Origin of the sequence: Nocardiopsis dassonvillei subsp. dassonvillei DSM 43111, assembly GCF_000092985.1 — a bacterium.
Classification (GTDB): Bacteria; Actinomycetota; Actinomycetes; order Streptosporangiales; family Streptosporangiaceae; genus Nocardiopsis; species Nocardiopsis dassonvillei.
Genome location: NC_014210.1, coordinates 386,207 through 405,322, shown reverse-complemented (window position 1 = coordinate 405,322; position 19,116 = coordinate 386,207). Strand labels below are relative to the sequence as shown.

General features: G+C 72.5%; 16 protein-coding genes, 1 tRNA gene and 1 pseudogene. 2 read left to right on the top strand and 16 right to left on the bottom strand.

From position 1 onward, the window contains the following. Window positions 1-8: 8 nt before the first annotated feature. From NDAS_RS01655 to NDAS_RS01600, 12 genes are all read right to left on the bottom strand, one after another. Entirely contained in the window at window positions 9-794 is a 786-nt protein-coding gene (locus NDAS_RS01655) for an L-threonylcarbamoyladenylate synthase (protein ID WP_013151381.1), read from the bottom strand. Window positions 795-871: 77 nt separating this feature from the next. Further along, window positions 872-1,735 carry a peptide chain release factor N(5)-glutamine methyltransferase gene (gene prmC / locus NDAS_RS01650; protein WP_013151380.1) on the bottom strand — a complete coding sequence of 288 codons (864 nt, stop codon included), beginning with the start codon at window positions 1,733-1,735 and terminating at the stop codon, window positions 872-874. Continuing rightward, window positions 1,732-2,802, bottom strand: a complete 1,071-nt coding sequence (gene prfA / locus NDAS_RS01645; RefSeq protein ID WP_013151379.1) for a peptide chain release factor 1 — start codon at window positions 2,800-2,802, stop codon at window positions 1,732-1,734. The genes prmC and prfA overlap by 4 nt, the downstream gene beginning before the upstream one ends. Window positions 2,803-2,913: 111 nt before the next feature. After that, window positions 2,914-3,123, bottom strand: coding sequence for a 50S ribosomal protein L31 (rpmE, locus tag NDAS_RS01640; RefSeq protein WP_013151378.1), 210 nt, complete (start codon window positions 3,121-3,123; stop codon window positions 2,914-2,916). Window positions 3,124-3,318: 195 nt separating this feature from the next. Then, window positions 3,319-5,151, bottom strand: a complete 1,833-nt coding sequence (locus NDAS_RS01635; RefSeq protein ID WP_013151377.1) for an L-lactate permease — start codon at window positions 5,149-5,151, stop codon at window positions 3,319-3,321. 261 nt (window positions 5,152-5,412) lie between these two features. Continuing rightward, a complete protein-coding gene (gene rho / locus NDAS_RS01630; protein ID WP_013151376.1) occupies window positions 5,413-7,401 on the bottom strand; it encodes a transcription termination factor Rho in 1,989 nt (662 codons plus the stop codon). Between the two features lie 440 nt (window positions 7,402-7,841). After that, window positions 7,842-8,780 (bottom strand): homoserine kinase, encoded by a 939-nt coding sequence (gene thrB / locus NDAS_RS01625; protein WP_041552202.1) that lies wholly within the window; start codon window positions 8,778-8,780, stop codon window positions 7,842-7,844. A 240-nt stretch (window positions 8,781-9,020) separates the two neighbouring features. Then, window positions 9,021-10,079 carry a threonine synthase gene (gene thrC, locus NDAS_RS01620; protein WP_013151374.1) on the bottom strand — a complete coding sequence of 353 codons (1,059 nt, stop codon included), beginning with the start codon at window positions 10,077-10,079 and terminating at the stop codon, window positions 9,021-9,023. 243 nt (window positions 10,080-10,322) lie between these two features. Then, window positions 10,323-11,609 carry a homoserine dehydrogenase gene (locus NDAS_RS01615; protein ID WP_013151373.1) on the bottom strand — a complete coding sequence of 429 codons (1,287 nt, stop codon included), beginning with the start codon at window positions 11,607-11,609 and terminating at the stop codon, window positions 10,323-10,325. Between the two features lie 68 nt (window positions 11,610-11,677). Beyond that, window positions 11,678-13,063, bottom strand: coding sequence for a diaminopimelate decarboxylase (lysA, locus tag NDAS_RS01610; protein WP_013151372.1), 1,386 nt, complete (start codon window positions 13,061-13,063; stop codon window positions 11,678-11,680). 114 nt (window positions 13,064-13,177) lie between these two features. Then, window positions 13,178-14,263 carry a DALR anticodon-binding domain-containing protein gene (locus tag NDAS_RS01605; RefSeq protein ID WP_013151371.1) on the bottom strand — a complete coding sequence of 362 codons (1,086 nt, stop codon included), beginning with the start codon at window positions 14,261-14,263 and terminating at the stop codon, window positions 13,178-13,180. Further along, window positions 14,260-14,646, bottom strand: a complete 387-nt coding sequence (locus tag NDAS_RS01600) for a response regulator (RefSeq protein ID WP_041552199.1) — start codon at window positions 14,644-14,646, stop codon at window positions 14,260-14,262. The genes NDAS_RS01605 and NDAS_RS01600 overlap by 4 nt, the downstream gene beginning before the upstream one ends. A gap of 130 nt (window positions 14,647-14,776) precedes the next feature. Between NDAS_RS01600 and NDAS_RS01595 the strand changes: the two genes are divergently transcribed. Then, window positions 14,777-14,848 (top strand) — tRNA-Arg (locus NDAS_RS01595). A gap of 256 nt (window positions 14,849-15,104) precedes the next feature. Here the strand turns inward: NDAS_RS01595 and NDAS_RS01590 are convergent. Then, a complete protein-coding gene (locus NDAS_RS01590) occupies window positions 15,105-15,806 on the bottom strand; it encodes an exonuclease domain-containing protein (RefSeq protein ID WP_071621335.1) in 702 nt (233 codons plus the stop codon). Between the two features lie 229 nt (window positions 15,807-16,035). Between NDAS_RS01590 and NDAS_RS01585 the strand changes: the two genes are divergently transcribed. Beyond that, window positions 16,036-16,551: an LURP-one-related/scramblase family protein gene (locus NDAS_RS01585; RefSeq protein WP_013151368.1), complete on the top strand. Its 516-nt coding sequence runs from the start codon at window positions 16,036-16,038 to the stop codon at window positions 16,549-16,551. Between the two features lie 40 nt (window positions 16,552-16,591). On the opposite strand, the gene NDAS_RS01580 is transcribed toward NDAS_RS01585, so the two are convergent. The 3 genes and pseudogenes from NDAS_RS01580 to NDAS_RS01570 all read right to left on the bottom strand — a co-directional run bounded on the left by NDAS_RS01580 (window position 16,592) and on the right by NDAS_RS01570 (window position 18,867). Beyond that, the gene (locus tag NDAS_RS01580) at window positions 16,592-17,350 is read right to left on the bottom strand and encodes an ABC transporter permease (protein WP_013151367.1); all 759 of its coding nucleotides are present in this window, start codon (window positions 17,348-17,350) and stop codon (window positions 16,592-16,594) included. Then, a complete protein-coding gene (locus tag NDAS_RS01575) occupies window positions 17,347-18,072 on the bottom strand; it encodes an ABC transporter ATP-binding protein (RefSeq protein WP_041552197.1) in 726 nt (241 codons plus the stop codon). Before NDAS_RS01575 ends, NDAS_RS01580 begins: the two co-directional genes overlap by 4 nt. Before the next feature lie 122 nt (window positions 18,073-18,194). Continuing rightward, window positions 18,195-18,867: pseudogene (locus NDAS_RS01570) on the bottom strand (response regulator). Between the last annotated feature and the right edge of the window lie 249 nt (window positions 18,868-19,116).

The window sequence follows — 19,116 nt, the reverse complement described above, 5'->3', positions numbered from 1 at the left end:
TGGCCCCTCTAGTTCTTGTCGCCGTCGGGGGCGGTCCCGGGAGCGCTCTCGTCCTCGTCCCGCGGGGTCTGCGGCTCCGGTGCCGGGGCCTGCGCGTCCCCGGCCTCGCCGCCCTCCGGCCGCACGGGCTTGCGGGGACCCTTGCGCAGCTCGCCGATCACGGTGCCGCACACCGCGCGCAGCTGTTCGATGGAGATGGCGCCCGCGCGCAGCACGCGCGGGACCGCGTAGGTCAGGTCGACGATGGTGGAGGAGACGCGGGACTCGGTCTCGCCGCCGTCCAGGTAGACGGCGACGTCCTCGTCACCGAGCTGCTCGATGGCCTCCTCCACACGGGTCGCGGAGGGCTGGCCGGACTTGTTGGCGCTGCTGACCGCCATGGGCCCGACCTCCTTGAGCAGGTCCAGGGCGACCGGGTCCATCGGCATGCGCACGCCCACGGTGCCCTTGGTGTCGCCCAGGTCCCAGGACAGGCTGGGGGTGGCGGTGCAGACCAGGGTGAGCGGACCGGGCCAGAACTCCTCCATGAGGTCGCGGCCGTGGTTGCCCAGGTCGTCGACGAGGGCGTTGGCGGCGCGCATCGAGCCGACCAGCACCGGCGGGGGCATCTCGCGGCCCCGGCCCTTGGTGGCGAGCAGCCTGGCCACGGCGGTCGGGCTGAAGGCGTCGGTACCGATGCCGTACACGGTGTCCGTGGGCAGCACCACAAGGTCGCCTCGGCGTACCGCGGACGCGGCGTCGGCGATGCCGTCCTTGCGGGCGGTCTCGTCCGCGCAGTCGTAGATGCGGCTCACCTGCGTTCACCTCACTCTTGAACGGAGTCCACCGGGTTCACGGTCGGACCGGGATACGGGGGGCGGGGGAAAGCACGTCAGCCGTCCTCGTCGGCGCGGCGCATGACCACGAAGCGGTCGCGCCGGGCCAGGTCCTTGCGGTTGAGGACGTCGCGCCAGCCCCTGTCCTCGGGGAAGAGCCAGGGGATGTCGATGCCCTGGCCGTCGTGGTGCTCCACGGCCATCGCGCCGCCGGGACGCAGCAGCCTGCGGCCGACCGCCTCCAGCGCGCGGATCATGTCCAGGCCGTCCTCGCCCGACCACAGCGCGGGGGCGGGGTCGTAGTCGCGCACCTCGGGCGGGATGGCTCCGGCCTCGCGGGTGGGGACGTAGGGGGGGTTGCTGATGAGCAGGTCGACGCGCCCGTTGAGCTGGGGCAGGGCGGTGCGCATGTCGCCGTGGTGGGAGGTGACCCGGTCGGCGTGGCCGCTGGCGTCGATGTTGCGCCGGGCCCAGGCCAGGGCGTCGGGGTCGACCTCCACCGTGTGCACGCGCGAGCGCGGCACCTCCTGCGCGATGGAGATGGCGATGGCTCCCGAGCCGGTGCCGAGGTCGACCACCAGGGGGTCGGCGACGTCCATGGCGCGCAGGGTCTGGATGGCCCAGTCCACCATGATCTCGGTCTCGGGGCGGGGCACGAAGACCCCGGGCCCGACGCGGAGTTCGAGGTAGCGGAAGTAGGCGCGGCCGGTGATGTGCTGGAGGGGTTCGCGGGCCTCGCGCCGGGAGACGCACTCCCAGTAGCGGGCGTCGAAGTCGGAGTCGGCGACCGTGTGCAGCTCCCCTCGACGGACACCGTGCACGAACGCCGCGAGTTCCTCGGCGTCGGCGCGAGGTGAGGCCACGCCCGCCTCCGCGAGTCTGCGCGTCGCGCGGGCGACCTCGTCGAGCAGGACGTTCATGACGACTGAGCCGCTTCGAGCCTTTCCTTGGTGTCCGCGTCCACGAGGGCCTTGACGACCCCGCCGAGTTCCCCGTCGAGGACTTGGTCGAGGTTGTAGGCCTTGTATCCGACCCGGTGGTCGGAGATGCGGTTCTCGGGGAAATTGTAGGTGCGCACGCGCTCGGACCGGTCCACCGTGCGGACCTGGCTCTTGCGCTCGGCGGCGGCCTCGGCGTCCGCGCTGGCCTGGGCCTCGGCGTAGATGCGGGCGCGCAGGATGCGCATGGCCTGCTCCTTGTTCTGGAGCTGGCTCTTCTCGTTCTGGCACGAGGCGACGATGCCGGTCGGCAGGTGGGTGATGCGCACCGCGGAGTCGGTGGTGTTGACGCTCTGGCCGCCGGGTCCGGAGGAGCGGTAGACGTCCACGCGAAGGTCCTTCTCGTGGATCTCGACCTCGATGTCCTCGGCCTCGGGGACGACCAGCACACCGGCCGCGGAGGTGTGGATGCGGCCCTGGGACTCGGTGACGGGGACGCGCTGCACCCGGTGCACGCCGCCCTCGAACTTGAGCATCGGCCACACGCCCGAACCGGGCTCGGGGGTGCCCTTGTTCTTGAAGGCGATCGTGATGTCCTTGTACCCGCCGAGGTCGGAGTGGGTGGAGTCGATGACCTCGGTCTTCCAGCCCTGGCGCTCGGCGTAGCGCAGGTACATGCGCACCAGGTCGCCGGCGAAGAGGGCGGACTCCTCACCGCCCTCGCCCGCCTTGACCTCCATGATGAGGTTCTTGTCGTCGGCGGGGTCGCGGGGGATGAGCAGGACGCGCAGGCGCTCGGTGAGCCGCTCGGCCTCCTCGGTCAGGCGGTCGGCCTCCTCGGCGAAGGAGGAGTCCTCGGCGGCGAGCTCGCGCGCGGTGTCGATGTCGCTCTCGACCTCCTTGAGCGCGCGGTAGGTCTCGATGATGGGGGTGAGCTGTGCGTAGCGTTTGCCCAGCGTGCGCGCCCTGGCCTGGTCGGCGTGCACCTCGGGGTCGGCGAGCTGCTGTTCCAGCTCGTAGTACTCCCCCAGTAGGTCGTCCAGCTTCACGTTCGCCCGTCCCCGTCGTGTTGTGCTTACCTCGCCTGTCCGTCTCCCCCTCGGGGGTCAGCCTGGTCCCGCGGGGCCGGGTGCTCTGGCCCCGCGGGACAGCGGGCGGCGCTACTTGCGCTTGCCGAAGCGCTTCTCGAAGCGGGCGACGCGGCCACCGGTGTCCAGGATCTTCTGCTTGCCCGTGTAGAACGGGTGGCACTCGGAGCACACCTCGGCGCGGATCTTGCCCTCGGTGACGGTGCTGCGGGTGGTGAAGTGGGCACCGCAGGTGCAGGTCACCTCGGTAGCGACGTACTCGGGGTGGATGTCGGCCTTCATGTGTGTCTCCTCATCAGGGGCGCAACCGCCGGACGCATGACGGGCCGGGCCGCCAGGGGCGGGTCGGTCGTCGTGGGCCATGCGCGAACCGGTGTCGCGGCGATCCGGGTAACGGGGCGGCGGGCCCAGCCGAAGCAGGGCGGGCCACTCCCCGCTACCAGTTTGCCAGACCCACAACGTTGCCGGGACCAGTACCTATTCCTCCCCCTTCCCGCGGCCTCCTCCGGGGGCGGTTCCGGCGGTGCGGGAGGGGGGCTTGTCCGCGTCGGCCCGGCGCATGAGGAGGACGAGCGCGGCGAGCACGGCGAGGAGCAGAAGGAGCATGACGGTGCCGGCGCCGGGGCCGAACCCGTAGACGAGGACGTAGCTCACCGACCCCGCCAGCAGCACGTAGTAGGTCATGGGCAGGAGGCTCTGGCGGATGAGGTCTCCCTCGCGTCCGGCCAGTCCGACCACGGCGGAGGCGGCGACCACGTTGTGCACGGTGATCATGTTGCCCGCGGCTCCGCCCACGGCCTGGGTGGCCACGACGGTCTCGGGCGGGATGCCGATGCGTTCGGCGGTGGAGAACTGGAAGAGGGAGAACATCAGGTTGGACACGGTGTTGGAGCCCGCGACGAAGGCGCCCAGGGCGCCGATCCAGGGGGCGTAGAGCGGCCATGCGGTCCCGCCCAGTTCGGCGGCTCCGGCGGCGAGGGTGAGCGGCATGCTCTCCATGGCGGTGTCGCCGAAGTCGCCTCCGGTGTTGATGAAGACGCGGACGAGCGGGACGGCGAAGAGCAGGGCGACGGCCGCCCCGGCCAGCTGTGATCCGGCCATCCGCCAGGAGTCGGCGATCTGGCGGCGGGTCATGCGGTGCAGGCCGTAGGTGAGCAGGCAGACGAGGATGAAGGTCGCGCCGGGAGAGTAGAGGGGTTCGACGAGCTGGGAGACGGGGGTGCCGAAGATGTCGGTGGCTCCGACCGCGACGCCGGTCAGCCAGTCCTCCAGGGGCGTGATGGTGCGGGTGGCCACCAGCAGTGCGGCGACCATGAGGTAGGGCGCCCAGGCGGCCAGGAACCCCACGCGTCCGCCGTCGGCGCGCGCGGTCTCGCCGTCCCCCGGGGAGAGCGTGCCGCTCCAGCGGGCCAGCCAGTCCTCGCGGGGCGGGAAGTCCCAGGTCCGCTTGGGCATGAGGAAGCCCCGGCGTGCGGCGAGGACGACGATGACCAGACCGGTGAGGCCGCCGAGGAGGCTGGTGAACTCCACGCCGAGGAAGTGGTTGTACAGGACCGAGGGGACGGTCATGGCGAAGGCGGCGAACAGCGCGAACCTCCACACTCCGAGGCCGTCGGAGAAGCGCCGGTTCCCGCCGTAGAAGCCGCAGAGCATGCAGCAGATGAAGAGCGGGACGAGGGTTCCGGCGACGGCGTGCAGCAGGACGGTCTGGAACCCGATGAGGCTGACGAACCCGGGCATGTCCAGGCCGAGTTCGGCGGCGCGCGCGGCGACCGCGGACGACCCCTCCAGCCCTCCGGAGACGCCGACGAGGATGGGTGTGCCCACCGCGCCGAAGCTGACCGGCGTGCTCTGGATGACCAGTCCGACCATGACGGCGGCCATCGCGGGGAAGCCCAGGGCGAGCAGGAGCGGCGCGACCACGGCGGCGGGGGTGCCGAAGCCGGAGGCGCCCTCGATGAAGCTGCCGAACAGCCAGCCGATGATGATCGCCTGGACGCGGCGGTCGGGGCTGATGTCGGTGAAGGTGGTGCGGATGGTGGCGATGGCGCCGCTCTTGGTGAGGGTGGACAGCAGCAGGAGCGCGCCGAAGATGATGTAGAGCAGGCCGATCGCGAGGATGAGGCCCTGGACGGTGGAGGCGGCGATCGCGACCCAGTCGGTCTGCCAGAAGAGGACGGCGACGGCGACCACGACGACGTATCCGGCGGGCATCGCGTACATGGCCGGGAGACGGAATCCGACGAGCAGGACGCCGACGAGGACGATCGGGGCGAGCGCGAGGAGGCTGAGTGGGGCGAGGTTGTCCATCCGGGCGGCTCCCTGGTGCGGGGACTACTCGACGGCGAGACCCTAAATCGTTTTCCCGCCGCGGGATACACCCTTCTGTGATCCGCAACACAGTAGTGATCTTTTTCGTCTCACGGGCTGACTCTTCCGCGATTCGAAAGGAAAGCGGTGGAGCGCGGTCCCGCCCGGGCGGGACCGCCTGCCGCGGACACACCGCGCGGACACGACGAAGCCCCCCTCCCGGAACGGGAGAGGGGCCTGCTTCGACCCGGGGGCCGCGGGTCAGCGCTCGGGGCCCACGGTGGTCTTCTGGATCTGGAGCAGGAACTCGGCGTTGCTCTTGGACTCCTTCATCTTGTCCAGGAGCAGCTCGATGGCCTGCTGGGTGTCGAGCGCGTGCAGCACCCGGCGCAGCTTCCAGACCACGCCCAGCTCCTCGGAGGACATGAGGATCTCCTCCTTGCGGGTGCTGGACGCGTCCACGTCCACCGCCGGGAAGATCCGCTTGTCGGCCAGGCTCCGGTTGAGCTTGAGCTCCATGTTGCCGGTGCCCTTGAACTCCTCGAAGATCACCTCGTCGGCGCGCGAGCCGGTCTCGACCAGCGCCGTGGCCAGGATGGTCAGCGAGCCGCCGCCCTCGATGTTGCGGGCCGCGCCGAAGAAGCGCTTGGGCGGGTAGAGCGCCGTGGAGTCCACACCGCCGGACATGATGCGCCCGCTGGCCGGGGCGGCCAGGTTGTAGGCGCGGCCCAGGCGGGTGATGGAGTCCAGCAGGACGACGACGTCCATGCCCATCTCCACGAGCCGCTTGGCGCGCTCGATGGCCAGGTCGGCGACGACCGTGTGGTCCTCGGCGGGCCGGTCGAAGGTCGAGTGGATGACCTCGCCCTTGACCGTGCGCTGCATGTCGGTGACTTCCTCGGGCCGCTCGTCGACCAGGATCACCATCAGGTAGCACTCGGGGTTGTTCTCGGTGATGGCGTTGGCGATCGCCTGCACCACCATCGTCTTGCCCGCCTTGGGCGGGGAGACGATCAGCCCGCGCTGGCCCTTGCCGATGGGCGCCACCAGGTCGATGATGCGCGTGGTGAGGATCTGCGGCTCGGTCTCCAGGCGCAGGCGCTCCTGGGGGTACAGGGGGACCAGCTTGGAGAACTCCTGGCGGCCCCTGGCCTGGTCGGGCGACATGCCGTTGACCGAGTCCAGGCGGACCAGGGCGTTGAACTTCTCCCTGCGCTCGCCGTCCTTGGGCTGGCGGACCGCGCCGATGATGTGGTCGCCCTTGCGCAGGCCGTGCTTGCGGACCTGGGCCAGGGAGACGTAGACGTCGCTCTGGCCGGGGAGGTAGCCGGTGGTGCGCACGAAGGCGTAGTTGTCCAGGATGTCGAGGATGCCCGCGACCGGCAGCAGGACGTCGTCCTCGCCGATCACCGGCTCCGGCTCCTGGCCCCCGCCGCGTCCGCGGCGGTCCCGACGGTCCCGGCGGCGTCCGCGGCGGCGTCCGCCGAAGTCGTCGTCGTCGCCACCGCCACCACCGGAGCCGCGGCCCTGGTTCTGGCCGCCACCACCCTGCTGGGCGTTGCTGTTCGCGTTCTGGTCGTCACCGCCGCGGTTGCGGTTGCGGCGGTTGCGCTGGCGCTCGCGACCCTGCCCGGACCTGTTGTCACGGTCCTCGGCGGAGTCGGGGCCGTTCTTCTGGGGGGTGCTGGATGTCTTGGTCACGCTGCTCGCGGAGGTAGAGGATTCGGCGCCGTCCACGGCCCGGGGCTGGTCGCCGGGCTCGTCACCGCGTCGGCGGGACGAACGACGACCGCGGGAGGGCTTGTCGCCCCGTCCGCCCTGGGGGTCGGTCACGGCCTGGTCCGACGGCTGCTTGTCCGCGCGCTTGCGCGGGGCCTCGTCCGTGCCCGGCGTCTCGGGAGCCTCGGCCCGGCCGTCGGTTGCCTCGACCTTACCGGCCTTGGACGCCGTCTCTGCGCTCTTTGCTGTTTTGGCCTTCGTGGGGCCGCCGACCGGGCCGCCCTGCTTGGCCTCGATCGCGGCGATGACGTCGCTCTTGCGCATGCGCCCCGTACCGGTGATACCCAGGCTGGACGCGAGCTTCTGGAGCTCGGGGAGCTTCAGGGCCGCGAGACCGGTGCCGCGCGACGCCGTGCGGGACCGCGAGGGCGTGGCTGTCGGCGCGCCATCGCCAGCCTCCGTCACGGAAACGCCGGTGGTGGCTTTGTCTTCGACCGCCGCGTCCGTTCGGAGTTCGGTGGTGTCGCTCACTAAGGGTCCTTCCCAAGGAGCGGGCGTCGGCCGTCAGCGGGTGCTGGAGCGGCCGGCCCGGTGGTGCGAACCGGCAGGGCCGGGTAGGGCGTGCCCCACGTGGATGTTCGGAAACCGGCGTGAAGGCGGTCCCGTACCCAATCGCGACGGGCTCTGGGTACAGCCAGACGTCGGGGCGGATGGCTCGGTGGTGTTGCCCGTCCATCGTGGAGACACGCTCATCCGAGGAGGAGCGGGCTGCGATGACGTTGGCGACAGTCGCGGGAGAACCGCGGACTCGACACGTCGGCCGCCGCTTCCGGTTGGTCGTGGGACCGGACCACCGGAGTATGGGACGCGAAGGCCGTTGTGGCGGATGAGCACTCGCCCCGCAACGGGGCATCTGGTGCTTCACCTAGCCTAACACCACCACAGGCCACGGCTATTCCTCGACACAGGTGCTACGGATGGGGAGATGGGGACCGCACCCCCGCCAGCTCCACGAGCAGGGGGCGTATGTCCCAATTCTTACCCGCCCTCCGGCGGATCGAATCAATCTGGTCCGCGATTTCCGGCGAATCCGCGGACGCCTCCCCCGCCCCCGTGGAGCACAGGACCAGGACCGTCGGCCCCGCCCCGGAGACCACCGCGGGCAGTTTCTCGTGTTGCCGCAGGTCACGGATGAGATCGAGGGTGTCCGGCATGGCCGGGGCGCGGTAGGACTCGTGTAGCCGATCCCGCGTGGCCGCGTACAGGGCCTCGGGATGGCCACAAACGGCCGCGGTCATCAGCGCGGCGCGCCCGGCGTTGAACGCGGCGTCGCCGTGGGGCACCCGTTCGGGCAGCAGCCCGCGGGCCCGCTCGGTGGACAGCCGCCACTCGGGCACGCACAGCACCGGCAGGACGCGGGGGTCCGGTGCCAGGGACACCGCGCCCCAGCGGTCGCCGTCGCGGTAGGCGACCGTGTATCCGCCGTAGACGCAGGGGGCCACGTTGTCGGGGTGTCCCTCGATGTCCGCGGCGATCTGGTAGATGCCGTCGCGGTCCGGTCCGCCGTCGGGGCCGGTGCGCCCCAGCAGGGCGCTGGCGGCGGCCACGCCGCCGACGATCGCCGAGGAGGAGGAGCCGAGACCGCGTGCGTGCGGGACCCCGTTGACGCAGGTCAGGTCGAGCCCGGGCAGTTGCTCCCCGGCCCGCTCGAAGGTCTCGCGCATGGCGCGCACCACGAGGTGGCGCTCGTCGAGGGGGACCTCGTCGGCGCCCTCCCCCTCGACGCGCACGCGCAGCTCGCCGTCCTCGCGCGGGGACGCCTCGAACGTGTTGTACAGGCGCAGTGCCAGGCCCAGGGCGTCGAAGCCCGGTCCGAGGTTGGCGCTGGTGGCGGGGGCCTGGACGGACACCCGGGTGGGGCGTGATGGGCTCACGTGGGGCTCTCTCCTGGCGGGGGCTCTCGGGAAGCCCCCGCGTGGTACTCGTCCACAGGCGGGACCGGGGTCTTGCAAGGATGATGGGTGCGCGGTGAGGGTGGTTGTCGGGGGCCCACACCCTCGCGGGCGCGGGGCCGCACCCCTCCCGGTCGGAGGTTACCGGCGTCCCCGCCAGGGCGGAAGGCACTCCCTCCGCCCTGTGGACGACCGGTCTCAGGCCAGGTCGAGGGCCTGGGCCGCGGCGAGGGCGTCGACCGGGACGGTGGTGGCGGAGGAGGCTCCGGCCAGCGCCCAGTCGGGGTCCTTGAGGCCGTTGCCGGTCACGGTGCACACCACGCGGCTGCCGGGCTCGACCAGCCCCGCCTGGACGGACTGGAGCAGACCGGCCACGCTGGCGGCGGAGGCCAGCTCCACGAACACGCCCTCCTCGGCGGCGAGGAGCTTGTAGGCGGCCATGATCTGGCGGTCGGTGACCTTGTCGATGAGGCCGCCGGACTCGTCGCGGGCCTGCTCGGCCAGCTTCCAGGAGGCCGGGTTGCCGATGCGGATGGCGGTGGCGATGGTGCTCGGGCTGGTGACGGGCGCGCCGTTGACGATGGGCGCGGAGCCGCTGGCCTGGAAGCCGAGCATGCGCGGGTTGCGGGTGGAGATCCCGTCCCTGGAGTACTCGGTGTAGCCCATCCAGTAGGCGGTGATGTTGCCCGCGTTGCCCACGGGGATGCAGTGGACGTCGGGGGCGTCGCCGAGGGCGTCGACGATCTCGAAGGCGGCGGTCTTCTGCCCCTGGAGGCGGTAGGGGTTGACCGAGTTCACCAGGGCGACCGGGTAGTCCACGCTGAGCTTGCGGGCCAGTTCGAGGCAGTCGTCGAAGTTGCCGTCGACCTGGAGCAGGCGGGCGCCGTGGACGAGGGCCTGGGCCAGCTTGCCCATGGCGATCTTGCCCTGGGGCACCAGCACGGCGCAGGTCATGCCCGCGCGGATGGCGTAGGCGGCGGCGCTGGCGCTGGTGTTGCCGGTGGAGGCGCAGATGACGGCCTTGGCGCCGTCCTCGGCGGCCTTGGTGATGGCCATGGTCATGCCGCGGTCCTTGAAGGACCCGGTGGGGTTGAGCCCCTCGACCTTGAGGAAGACCTCGCAGCCCGTGAGCTCGGACACGCGCGTGGCGGGCAGCAGGGGCGTGCCGCCCTCCTGGAGGGTGACAACGGGGGTGCTCTCGTTGACGGGGAGGCGGTCGCGGTACTCCTCGACGATGCCTCGCCACGCCCGTGCCATGCTCACGACTTGTCCCTTTCGGGTGGATGCGGCTTCGCTTGACGCGCGGTGGAAGCGGCGGGGTTCCCGGACGGCCCGGCGGCGCGTCCGTCGTCCCCACCAGCTACGAGTCTATGACCACGCCCGCACTATCTCGAATCGCGGTCTGATGTCTCATCATACGGACATGGGGGTCGGCGGAGGGCCGCACGGGTCCCGTGCGGCCCTGCGCGGGGTCCCGGCCCTCCGCGGCGCGCGGTCCGCTCAGTCGGCGAAGGTCTCCACGCGCATGACACTGGCCACCTCGCGCACCATGTCGTGGACGCGCAGGTCCTCGACCGTGGCGCTGAGCGCGGCGTCGGGGGCGGGGTGGCTCACCAGCACCAGCTGGGCGTCGTCCCCGCTGCCCTCCTGGCGCACGTTCTTGATGGACACCCCGTGGTCGGCGAAGATCTCCGCGACCTTGGACAGCACGCCGGGGCGGTCCGCCACGTCCAGCGCCACGTGGTAGCTGGTGATGGTCTCGCCCATGTCGTGCACCGGCAGCCCGGTGTCGTGCCCGCCCTCGGCCACCGAGGTGTCGGCGAGGCGGTTGCGCGCCACCGCGACCAGGTCGCCCAGGACCGCGCTGGCGGTGGGGGTGCCCCCCGCCCCGGCCCCGTAGAACATCAGGCGGCCCGCGGACTCGGCCTCCACGAACACCGCGTTGTAGGCCTCCTTGACGCTGGCCAGGGGGTGCTCGACCGGGAGCATCACCGGGTGGACGCGCACGCCCACCGACCCCCCGTCCTGCGAGCGCTGGCAGATGGCCAGGAGTTTGACCACGCAGCCCATCGCGCGGGCGCTGGCGATGTCGCCCGCGGACACGCCGGTGATGCCCTCGCGGTGCACGTCGGCGGCGGTCACCCGCTGGGTGTGGAAGGCCAGCCGGGCCAGGATCGCGGCCTTGGCCGCCGCGTCGAAGCCCTCCACGTCCGCGGTGGGGTCGGCCTCGGCGTACCCGAGGGCCTGCGCCTGTTCCAGGGACTCGGTGAACCCGGCGCCCAGGGAGTCCATCCGGTCGAGGATGTAGTTGGTGGTGCCGTTGACGATGCCCAGCACGCGGTTGACCCTGTCCCCCGCGAGCGAGTCGCGCAGCGGCCGCAGCAGCGGGATCGCGCCCGCCACGGAGGCCTCGTAGTACAGGTCGACCCCGGCGTCGCGGGCGGCGGCGTGCAGGGTCTGGCCGTCCTCGGCGAGCAGGGCCTTGTTGGCCGTGACCACGGACTTGCCCGACTTGATCGCGGCGAGGATCAGCGAGCGGGCCGGTTCGATGCCGCCGATGACCTCCACCACGAGGTCGATGTCGGGACGCGTGGCCAGGGCCGTGGCGTCGGTGGTCAGCAGCGCCGGGTCGACGCCGCGGTCGCGGCCCAGGCGGCGCACCGCGATGCCCCCGATCTCGATGGGCGTGCCCACCCGCGCGGCCAGTTCCTCGGACTGCTCGTTGACCAGGCGGACGACTTCCGAGCCCACCACGCCGCATCCGAGCAGCGCCACCTTCATCGCCATTTGGGCGTGACTCCCACTTCTCTCGTGAATCCTCGTCTCGGGGCGGCCCCGGCCGCCGTCGGGACCGTTCAGCCGACGTCGAGGCGGAGGAGGTCCTCCTCGTTCTCCCTGCGCACGATGACGCGGGAGCTCCCGCCGCGGACCGCGACCATGGCCGGCCGGGGCAGGTGGTTGTAGTTGCTCGCCATGGAGTAGCAGTAGGCCCCGGTGGCGGCGACGGCCACCAGGTCGCCCGGGCGCAGGTCGGCGGGCAGGTAGAGGTCGTGGACGATGATGTCGCCGCTCTCGCAGTGCTTGCCGACCAGGCGGGACAGCATGGGCTCGGCGTCGCTCTCGCGGGAGACGAGCTGGCTGGTGTACTCCGAGCCGTACAGGGCGGTGCGGATGTTGTCGCTCATGCCGCCGTCGACGCTGACGTAGGTGCGGATGCCCTCCACGTCCTTGACGGTACCGACCTCGTAGACGGTGATCCCCGCCGGGCCCGCGATGGCGCGGCCGGGCTCGACCGCGATGCGGGGCACCGGCAGTCCGGCCTCCTCGCACTCGCGGCGCACGATGGAGGTCAGGCTCCCCGCGATGGTCTTGGGGTCCAGGGGGTCGTCGCCGGAGGTGTAGGCGATGCCCAGGCCGCCGCCGAGGTCGAGCTCGGCCAGGGTGACGCCCAGCTCCTCGTGGACGCCGGTGAGGAACCGGGTCACGCGGCGGGCGGCGACCTCGAAGCCGGAGGTGTCGAAGATCTGCGAGCCGATGTGCGAGTGCAGGCCGACGAGTTCCAGGTGCGGGGCGGCCAGGACGCGGCGGACGGCCTCGGCGGCGGCGCCGGTGCTCATCGCGAAGCCGAACTTCTGGTCGTCGTGGGCGGTGGCCACGAACTCGTGGGTGTGCGCCTCCACGCCGGTGGTGACGCGGATGAGGACCTTGGGGCGGGCGCCGAGTTCGGCGGCGATCGCTCCGAGGCGCTCGATCTCGTCGAGGGAGTCGATGATGACGCGGCCCACCCCGGCCTCGACGGCGCGGCGCAGCTCGGCGGCGGACTTGTTGTTGCCGTGCATGCCGATGCGCTCGGCGGGGACCCCGGCGGCCAGGGCGACGGTGAGTTCGCCGCCCGAGCACACGTCGAGCTTGAGCCCCTCCTCGTTGACCCAGCGCGCGACGGCCTTGGTCAGCAGCGCCTTGCCCGCGTAGTAGACGTCGGCGTCGGAGAAGGCGGTGCGGTAGTCGCGGGCGCGGCCCCGGAAGTCCTCCTCGTCCATGACGAAGAGCGGTGTGCCGTGGGTGGCGGCGAGTTCGCGCACGCCGACGCCGCCGACGGTGAGCTCACCGCCCGTTCGGCGCGCGGTGGCGGGCCACACGCGCGGGTCGAGGGCGTTGAGGTCCTCGGGCGGCAGCGGCGGGTTGTCCTCCGGCAGGATCTCCGCGTGGCGGGAACCGGCGGGGTGGGCGTAGCGGCTCATGATGGGCTTTCGGCTGGGACTGTACGGCTGTGCGGGTCGGCGGCACCCCCCATTGTCCACCGAACCGATCGGAACACCAGGGACGGGTACGGCCCACCGGGGGGCACGGGGCGTCTACAGCCTTGTGGGCGCTGACACCCCGAGCAGGAGGAGTCCGGTGCGGAGGACCCCGGCGACGGCTGCTGGCAGGGCCGGGTCCGCGGCGGTCCGCTCAGAGGCTTCTGGGACCGCGGCGGAACACGTCCGCCACTCATCGTAGGCACTGGTCAGCGCCTCCAGGTATCGGACCAGGATATGGGGTTCCTCTCGGCGGGCGGCCGTGTCCAGGGCGCTGGGGCCGTCGAAGAGGAGGCCGCGCACGGCGGCGGTGCGGTCGGGGCTGGCCGCGGGGGGCGGCGCGCCCTCGGCGCTCCAGCGCACGAGGCTGGTCGCGTGGGCGTGGGCGTAGCGCATCCGGAAGGCGGGGTTGGCGTCGGTCAGGCGCGCCCAGGCCCCGGGGTACTCGGCGGAGGGCAGCACCGGCAGGTCGCGCCCGGTGGTCTCGGTGCCGCGCGGGTGCTCGGGCACCGAGCGGCAGAAGGCGACGCGCGCGCTGTCCTCGCCGACCGCGCCGAGGGCGCGCGCGGCGGGGGTGAGCAGTTCCCGGTGCCCGCCGTCGAGGTAGGGGTCGCGCCAGGAGGCCTCGCCGGGGGCGGGCGGAGGGGCCTGGGGGCCGACCGCCAGGGCGACGCGGGCGCGGGCGTCGGCGCGGGCGAGCCTGCGGGCCTGGGCGACCGGCCCGGCCTCGTGCAGGGCGGAGGCGGGCCACTCCCCCTCGCCGTCCCAGTCCCGGCCGGTGAGGAAGCGGGGCCCGTCGGCCGCCGCGGCGAGCAGGGCGTCGCGCTGGCGCCCGGTGAAGGTGACGTTGAGGAAGCCGCGGCCGTCGCCGGTGACGCGATCGAAGTCCACCAGGCCCTCGTCGCGCATGGCGGAGAGTTCGGCGGCGACGCGGTCGCGGACCTCGGCGCGGCGGTCCCCCCGGCGGTCGGTCTCCCGGCCGCCGGAGACGCCCGCCAGGCGGGGCGGCAGGGCGGTGGCGGCGTCGGCGCCCCCGTCCGCGTGGTCGTTGCGCGGCCACACGAAGGGGATCGCGTCCGGGGCCAGGTCCAGGGCCCGCGCGGCGGCCGCGCGGACGGCGGCCTCCAGGTGTCCGGGGGTCACTCCAGGCCCCTGTCGACCAGGCTCCGGATGATGTCGATGAGCACGTCGGGGTCGAAGGGCTTGGTGAGGTAGGCGTCCATACCGACGCGCCTGCCGCGCTGGTGGTCCGTCTCCTGGGTGCGCGCGGTGACCATGATGATGGGGCGGTCGCGGGTGCGGGCGTCGGCGCGCAGGCGCTCGACGGCCGTCCAGCCGTCCACGCGGGGCATCATGACGTCCATGGTGACCACGTGCGGGTCGATGTGCGCGGCGCGGTCGAGGCAGTCCTGGCCGTCCACGGCGGTGAACACCTCGAACCCCTCCAGTTCGAGGTTGAGGCGGATGAGTTCGCGGATGACGTCGTCGTCCTCGACGACGAGAACCCGTGTGGGTAGGGCGTTCACGGGCGCGACACTACCGCCGCCGGGCGACACGGCACCACCGGATTGCGGTCATCGCCGGGCCGGGGCGGGCGCGGCGGCGACGGGTGGACGAAGGGCGGCGCGCCCCTGCTACAGTTGTTCACGCAAGCCAGCCCCCTTAGCTCAGGGGATAGAGCAACGGCCTCCGGAGCCGTGTGCGCAGGTTCGAATCCTGCAGGGGGCACACAGGACGAACCAGCGGATTCACCCCGCTGACCAGCCAGAACGACGCCGACCGCCACGGTCGGCGTTTTTCGTTCCACGGCACCCGGCACCACGTTTCCTGGACTTCCCCGGACACACGGTGGACGGGGCACGCGGCGGGCAGGACGTGTGACGCCACGCGGGGCGGTGGCACCGGGAGCTCCCGGTGCCACCGCCCCGCGTGTTGGGGCCGCCCGTGGTCGTCCGGCCGACCCGGAGCGGCGGGCGGTGCCCGGTCAGGCGGGACCGGGCAGCGGCCAGGAGCCGTCCACGACCGCCTCGGGGTCCCTGCGCCGCAGGTAGTCCTGGAAGCTCGCGGCCTGTTCGGCCTTCCAGACCGCCTGTGCGGCGTGCAGGTCGTCGATGTCCATGGCCGCCAGTTCGGGGTGTGCGGCGGCGAGCTTCCAGGCCAGCCGGGCGGCGGCGAGCGCGTCCGCGGCGGCCCCGTGCGCCTGTTCGGCGTCCAGGCGCACGCCGTGGTGGGCGCACACGTCGACCAGTTTGCGCGAGCCGCGCCGGAAGGTGTCGAAGCGCTTGTCGATCACCAGCGGGTCCAGGACGCGCAGCGTCCCGTCGAAGCGCGCCCCGGCGTCGTGGCGCCGGAGTTCGGCGGAGAGCAGGCCCAGGTCGTAGGGGGCGTTGTAGACCACCACCGGCACTCCGTCCGCGGCGGCCTTCTCCAGGGCGGCGCCGATCTCGGGCACCGCCTCGGCGGCGGGGCGGCCGTGCTCGCGGGCGTGCTCGGTGGTGATGTGGTGGATGTCGGTGGCTTCCTGGGGGATGTCGATCCCGGGGTCGATGAGCCAGGTGGTGACCTCCTTGGTGCGGGCCGCGGGGTCGATGCGCCACAGGGCGGCGGTGACGATCCGGTCGTTGGCCAGGTCCAGGCCGGTGGACTCGGTGTCGAACGCGGCCATGGGCCGGGTGTGCCAGGTCATGGGGACCTTTCCGGGTCGGGATGTGCCCATAGGTACCCGCTCCGGCGCGTGTTGTGCCGGAGCGGGCGGACTTTCGCGGGCACGATCCCGTCCGGCGGCGGTGCCGGCGCGGGGCCGCGTCGAGCGGTCCCCCGTCCTGCGCGTGCCCGCACGGCCCTGCCCGGGAGGCGTTGTCCACAGGCGCGGACGGCCTCTGGTGCGGCGGGCGCGCGTGCCCTAACTTCGAGGCATGAAGTTCCTGGTACGCGAACGCGTTTTCGACATCGGTGACGACTACTGGGTGACCGACGAGGCGGGTGAGAAGGTCTTCCTCGTGGACGGCAAGGCGCTGCGGCTGCGCACGACCTTCGAGCTCAAGGACACCGACGGCACCGTCCTCGCCGTCATCCGCAAGAAGTTGTTCAGACTGCGCGACCAGATGAGGGTCGAGCGGGAGGGCGGCGCCACCGCCACCGTGCGCAAGCGCCTGGTCAACCCGCTGCGCGACAAGCTCGTGGTGGAGGTGGAGGGCGCGCCGGACTGGGAGGTGACCGGGGACTTCCTCGGCAAGGAGTACGTGATCAGCGACGAGCACGGCACCGTCGCGCACGTGTCCCGCAAGTGGTTCCGCGTCCTGGACACCTACGCGGTGGACGTGAACACCCACCGTACCGACCTCGCCGGGGACCCCGCCCTGGTGATCAGCGTGGCGGTGGCCGTGGACACCCTCACCCGCGACGAGGACGAGGAGGGGCCGGGGGACTGAGCCGGGGCACGCGCGGCGGCGCCCCGGCCCCTCCCCCGGGTCAGGCGTCGCGCCGGCGGAACAGCCACACCGCCGCCGCCCACACCAGCACCACCCAGGCCGCCATGACCGCGCCGCCCTGGAGGGCGGACAGGTCGGTCCGGTTGGGTCCTCCGAGCAGGAACATCTGGACCCCCGCGCGGTCGGGCAGGTAGTCGGCCGCGTCGGTGAGCATCGAGAGGAAGAAGGACAGCGCCAGCACCGTGCTGATCAGCACGGTCAGCGGCACGATCGCGTTGCGCGCGACGACGGTCAGCCCGGCCGCGAGCAGGGCCAGCAGGACCCAGTACAGGACGGCGCCCGCCAGGGCGCCCGGCACCGGGCCGCCGACGACGTCCGCCAGCGGGTAGCCGTGCTCCCCCAGCCCGAACTGGGTGGCGGCGAAGGCGGCGGTCACGGTCACCGCCGCGACGGGCAGTGCGGCCAGGACCACCGCCGTCGCCTTCGCGAGGAGGAGTCGGGGCCGGTCGGGCACCGCCAGCAGCGAGGTGCGCAGTTGTCCGCCGGTGTACTCACCGCTGACCGCGAGCACGCCCAGCACCACCATTCCGGCCTGCCCGTACATGATCGCGTCGAAGCCGCTCTGTTCGGGGACGACCTCGCGCACCAGCATCCCGGGGTCGTTCTCCAGGGCCCGGCCGACCGACCAACCCGACAGCCAGGCCAGCCCGACCGTCAGGAGCGGGGTCGCCAGGCAGGTGATCCAGACCGAGACGAGAGTGCGCAACTTGTCCGCCTCGGCGCGCAGGACGCCGTTCACCGCTGGCCCCCGGTCCACTCCTCGTGGCCCCGGCCGACGAGGGCGAAGAAGGCCTCCTCCAGTGAGTCGTGTCCGGCGGTCAGCTCCGCGGGTCCGCCCTCGGCGACCAGCCGTCCCCTGTCGATGACCACCAGGTGGTCGGCGATCCTGGCCACCTCTCCCATGAGGTGGCTGGAGAGCAGGACGGTGCGCCCGCGGTCGGCGAGCCCGCGGGTGAACCCGCGAATCCACCGGATGCCCTCAGGGTCGAGCCCGTTGACCGGTTCGTCCAGCACGAGCACCTCCGGGTCGCCGAGCAGGGCCGCGGCCAGGTTGAGCCGCTGTCCCATGCCCAGCGAGAACGTGCGCACCCGCGAGCGGGCGGCGTGCGCCAGGCCGACCCACTCCAGAACCTCCTCCGCCCGGGAGGCGGGCAGACCGTTGGCCCGGGCGATCCACCCCAGGTGGGCGCGGGCCGTACGGGAAGGGTGGGCGCCGCCGACGTCGAGCTGGGCGCCGACGGTGGCTGCGGGTCTGCGCAGCGAGGTGTAGGGCACCCCGTTCACCAGGGCGCGGCCCCCGTCGGGCCGTTCCAGCCCGAGCAGTGTCCGCAGCGTGGTGGACTTTCCTGCCCCGTTGGGCCCCAGAAATCCGGTGACCTGGCCGGGGCGGGCGGTGAAGGTGAGCCCGTCCACCGCCGTGTGGGCGCCGAAGCGCCTGGTGAGTCCGCGTATCTCGATCATGGCGACCATCGTGGGGCCCGGGGGCGGACCGGCGCGTCGGCCCGGAGTGGACAGTCGCACCGTCAACCCCGGGGGACGTCCGAGGCGGGCGCACGTGTTACCGGTGGGGCCGGGCGGCCGGGTCAGTCGCGGCGTGCGGCCCGGACCAGGCCGGTCTCGTAGGCGAAGACCACCAGTTGCGCGCGGTCGCGGGCGTCGAGTTTGGTGAGCAGGCGGCTCACGTAGGTCTTGACGGTGGCGCGGCTCAGGACGAGGCGGTCGGCGATCTCGGCGTTGGACAGCCCCCCGCCGACCAGGGCGGCGACCTCGCGCTCGCGCGGGGTCAGCGGGACGTCGGCCCACCCGTCCGACTCGGGTTGCCTGGACCGGACCACCTCGGCGATCAGGCGGCCGGTGACCTCGGGGGCCAGGAGCGCCTGGCCGTCGGCGACCACGCGGACGGCGCGCAGCAGCTCCTCGGGGGCGGTGTTCTTGAGCAGGAACCCGCTGGCCCCGGCGCGCAGCGCCCCGTACACGTACTCGTCGAGGTCGAACATGGTCAGGACGACCACGCGGGTAGCGGTGGTCCGCGCAGATTTGGCGGGTGGCGGCCAGCCCGTCGAGTCCGGGCATGCGCACGTCCATGAGGACGAGGTCGGGCCGGGTGCGCACGACCAGGTCGACCGCCTCGTGCCCGGTGCGCGCCTCGCCGACCACGGTGAGGCCGGGGTCACTGTCCATGAGCATGCGCAGCGAACCGCGCAGCAGGTCCTGGTCGTCGGCGACCACGATCCGCACCGGCGCCGCCTCACCCATGTCTGTCCCCCTGCCCTCGGACGGATACCGGGGCGCGTCGCCGCGGCGGCGCGCGGGCCCCGGGACACAGTCTGGCGGACTCCGCTCGCGGGTGGGTTCCCGTGTTCCGCCGCCTGTCGGCGCACGGGTGTCACCCGACGCTCAGACACTGTCCAGCACACAAATGTCACCCGGCACCCAAGGAGTCATAGTCACACGTAACTCCTTCGGTACACAGGTTCCGCGAAGCGCACGGGCACCGTCCGGCAC

What these genes read in the sequence shown, in the direction of transcription:
- prmC (WP_013151380.1), bottom strand. Translation starts at nt 1,735, where the DNA reads ATGAACGTCCTGCTCGACGAGGTCGCCCGCGCGACGCGCAGACTCGCG.
- NDAS_RS01575 (WP_041552197.1), bottom strand. Translation starts at nt 18,072, where the DNA reads ATGATCGAGATACGCGGACTCACCAGGCGCTTCGGCGCCCACACGGCG.
- thrC (WP_013151374.1), bottom strand. Translation starts at nt 10,079, where the DNA reads ATGGCACGGGCGTGGCGAGGCATCGTCGAGGAGTACCGCGACCGCCTC.
- NDAS_RS01585 (WP_013151368.1), top strand. Translation starts at nt 16,036, where the DNA reads ATGAAGTTCCTGGTACGCGAACGCGTTTTCGACATCGGTGACGACTAC.
- NDAS_RS01615 (WP_013151373.1), bottom strand. Translation starts at nt 11,609, where the DNA reads ATGGCGATGAAGGTGGCGCTGCTCGGATGCGGCGTGGTGGGCTCGGAA.
- lysA (WP_013151372.1), bottom strand. Translation starts at nt 13,063, where the DNA reads ATGAGCCGCTACGCCCACCCCGCCGGTTCCCGCCACGCGGAGATCCTG.
- NDAS_RS01590 (WP_071621335.1), bottom strand. Translation starts at nt 15,806, where the DNA reads ATGACCTGGCACACCCGGCCCATGGCCGCGTTCGACACCGAGTCCACC.
- NDAS_RS01635 (WP_013151377.1), bottom strand. Translation starts at nt 5,151, where the DNA reads ATGGACAACCTCGCCCCACTCAGCCTCCTCGCGCTCGCCCCGATCGTC.
- rpmE (WP_013151378.1), bottom strand. Translation starts at nt 3,123, where the DNA reads ATGAAGGCCGACATCCACCCCGAGTACGTCGCTACCGAGGTGACCTGC.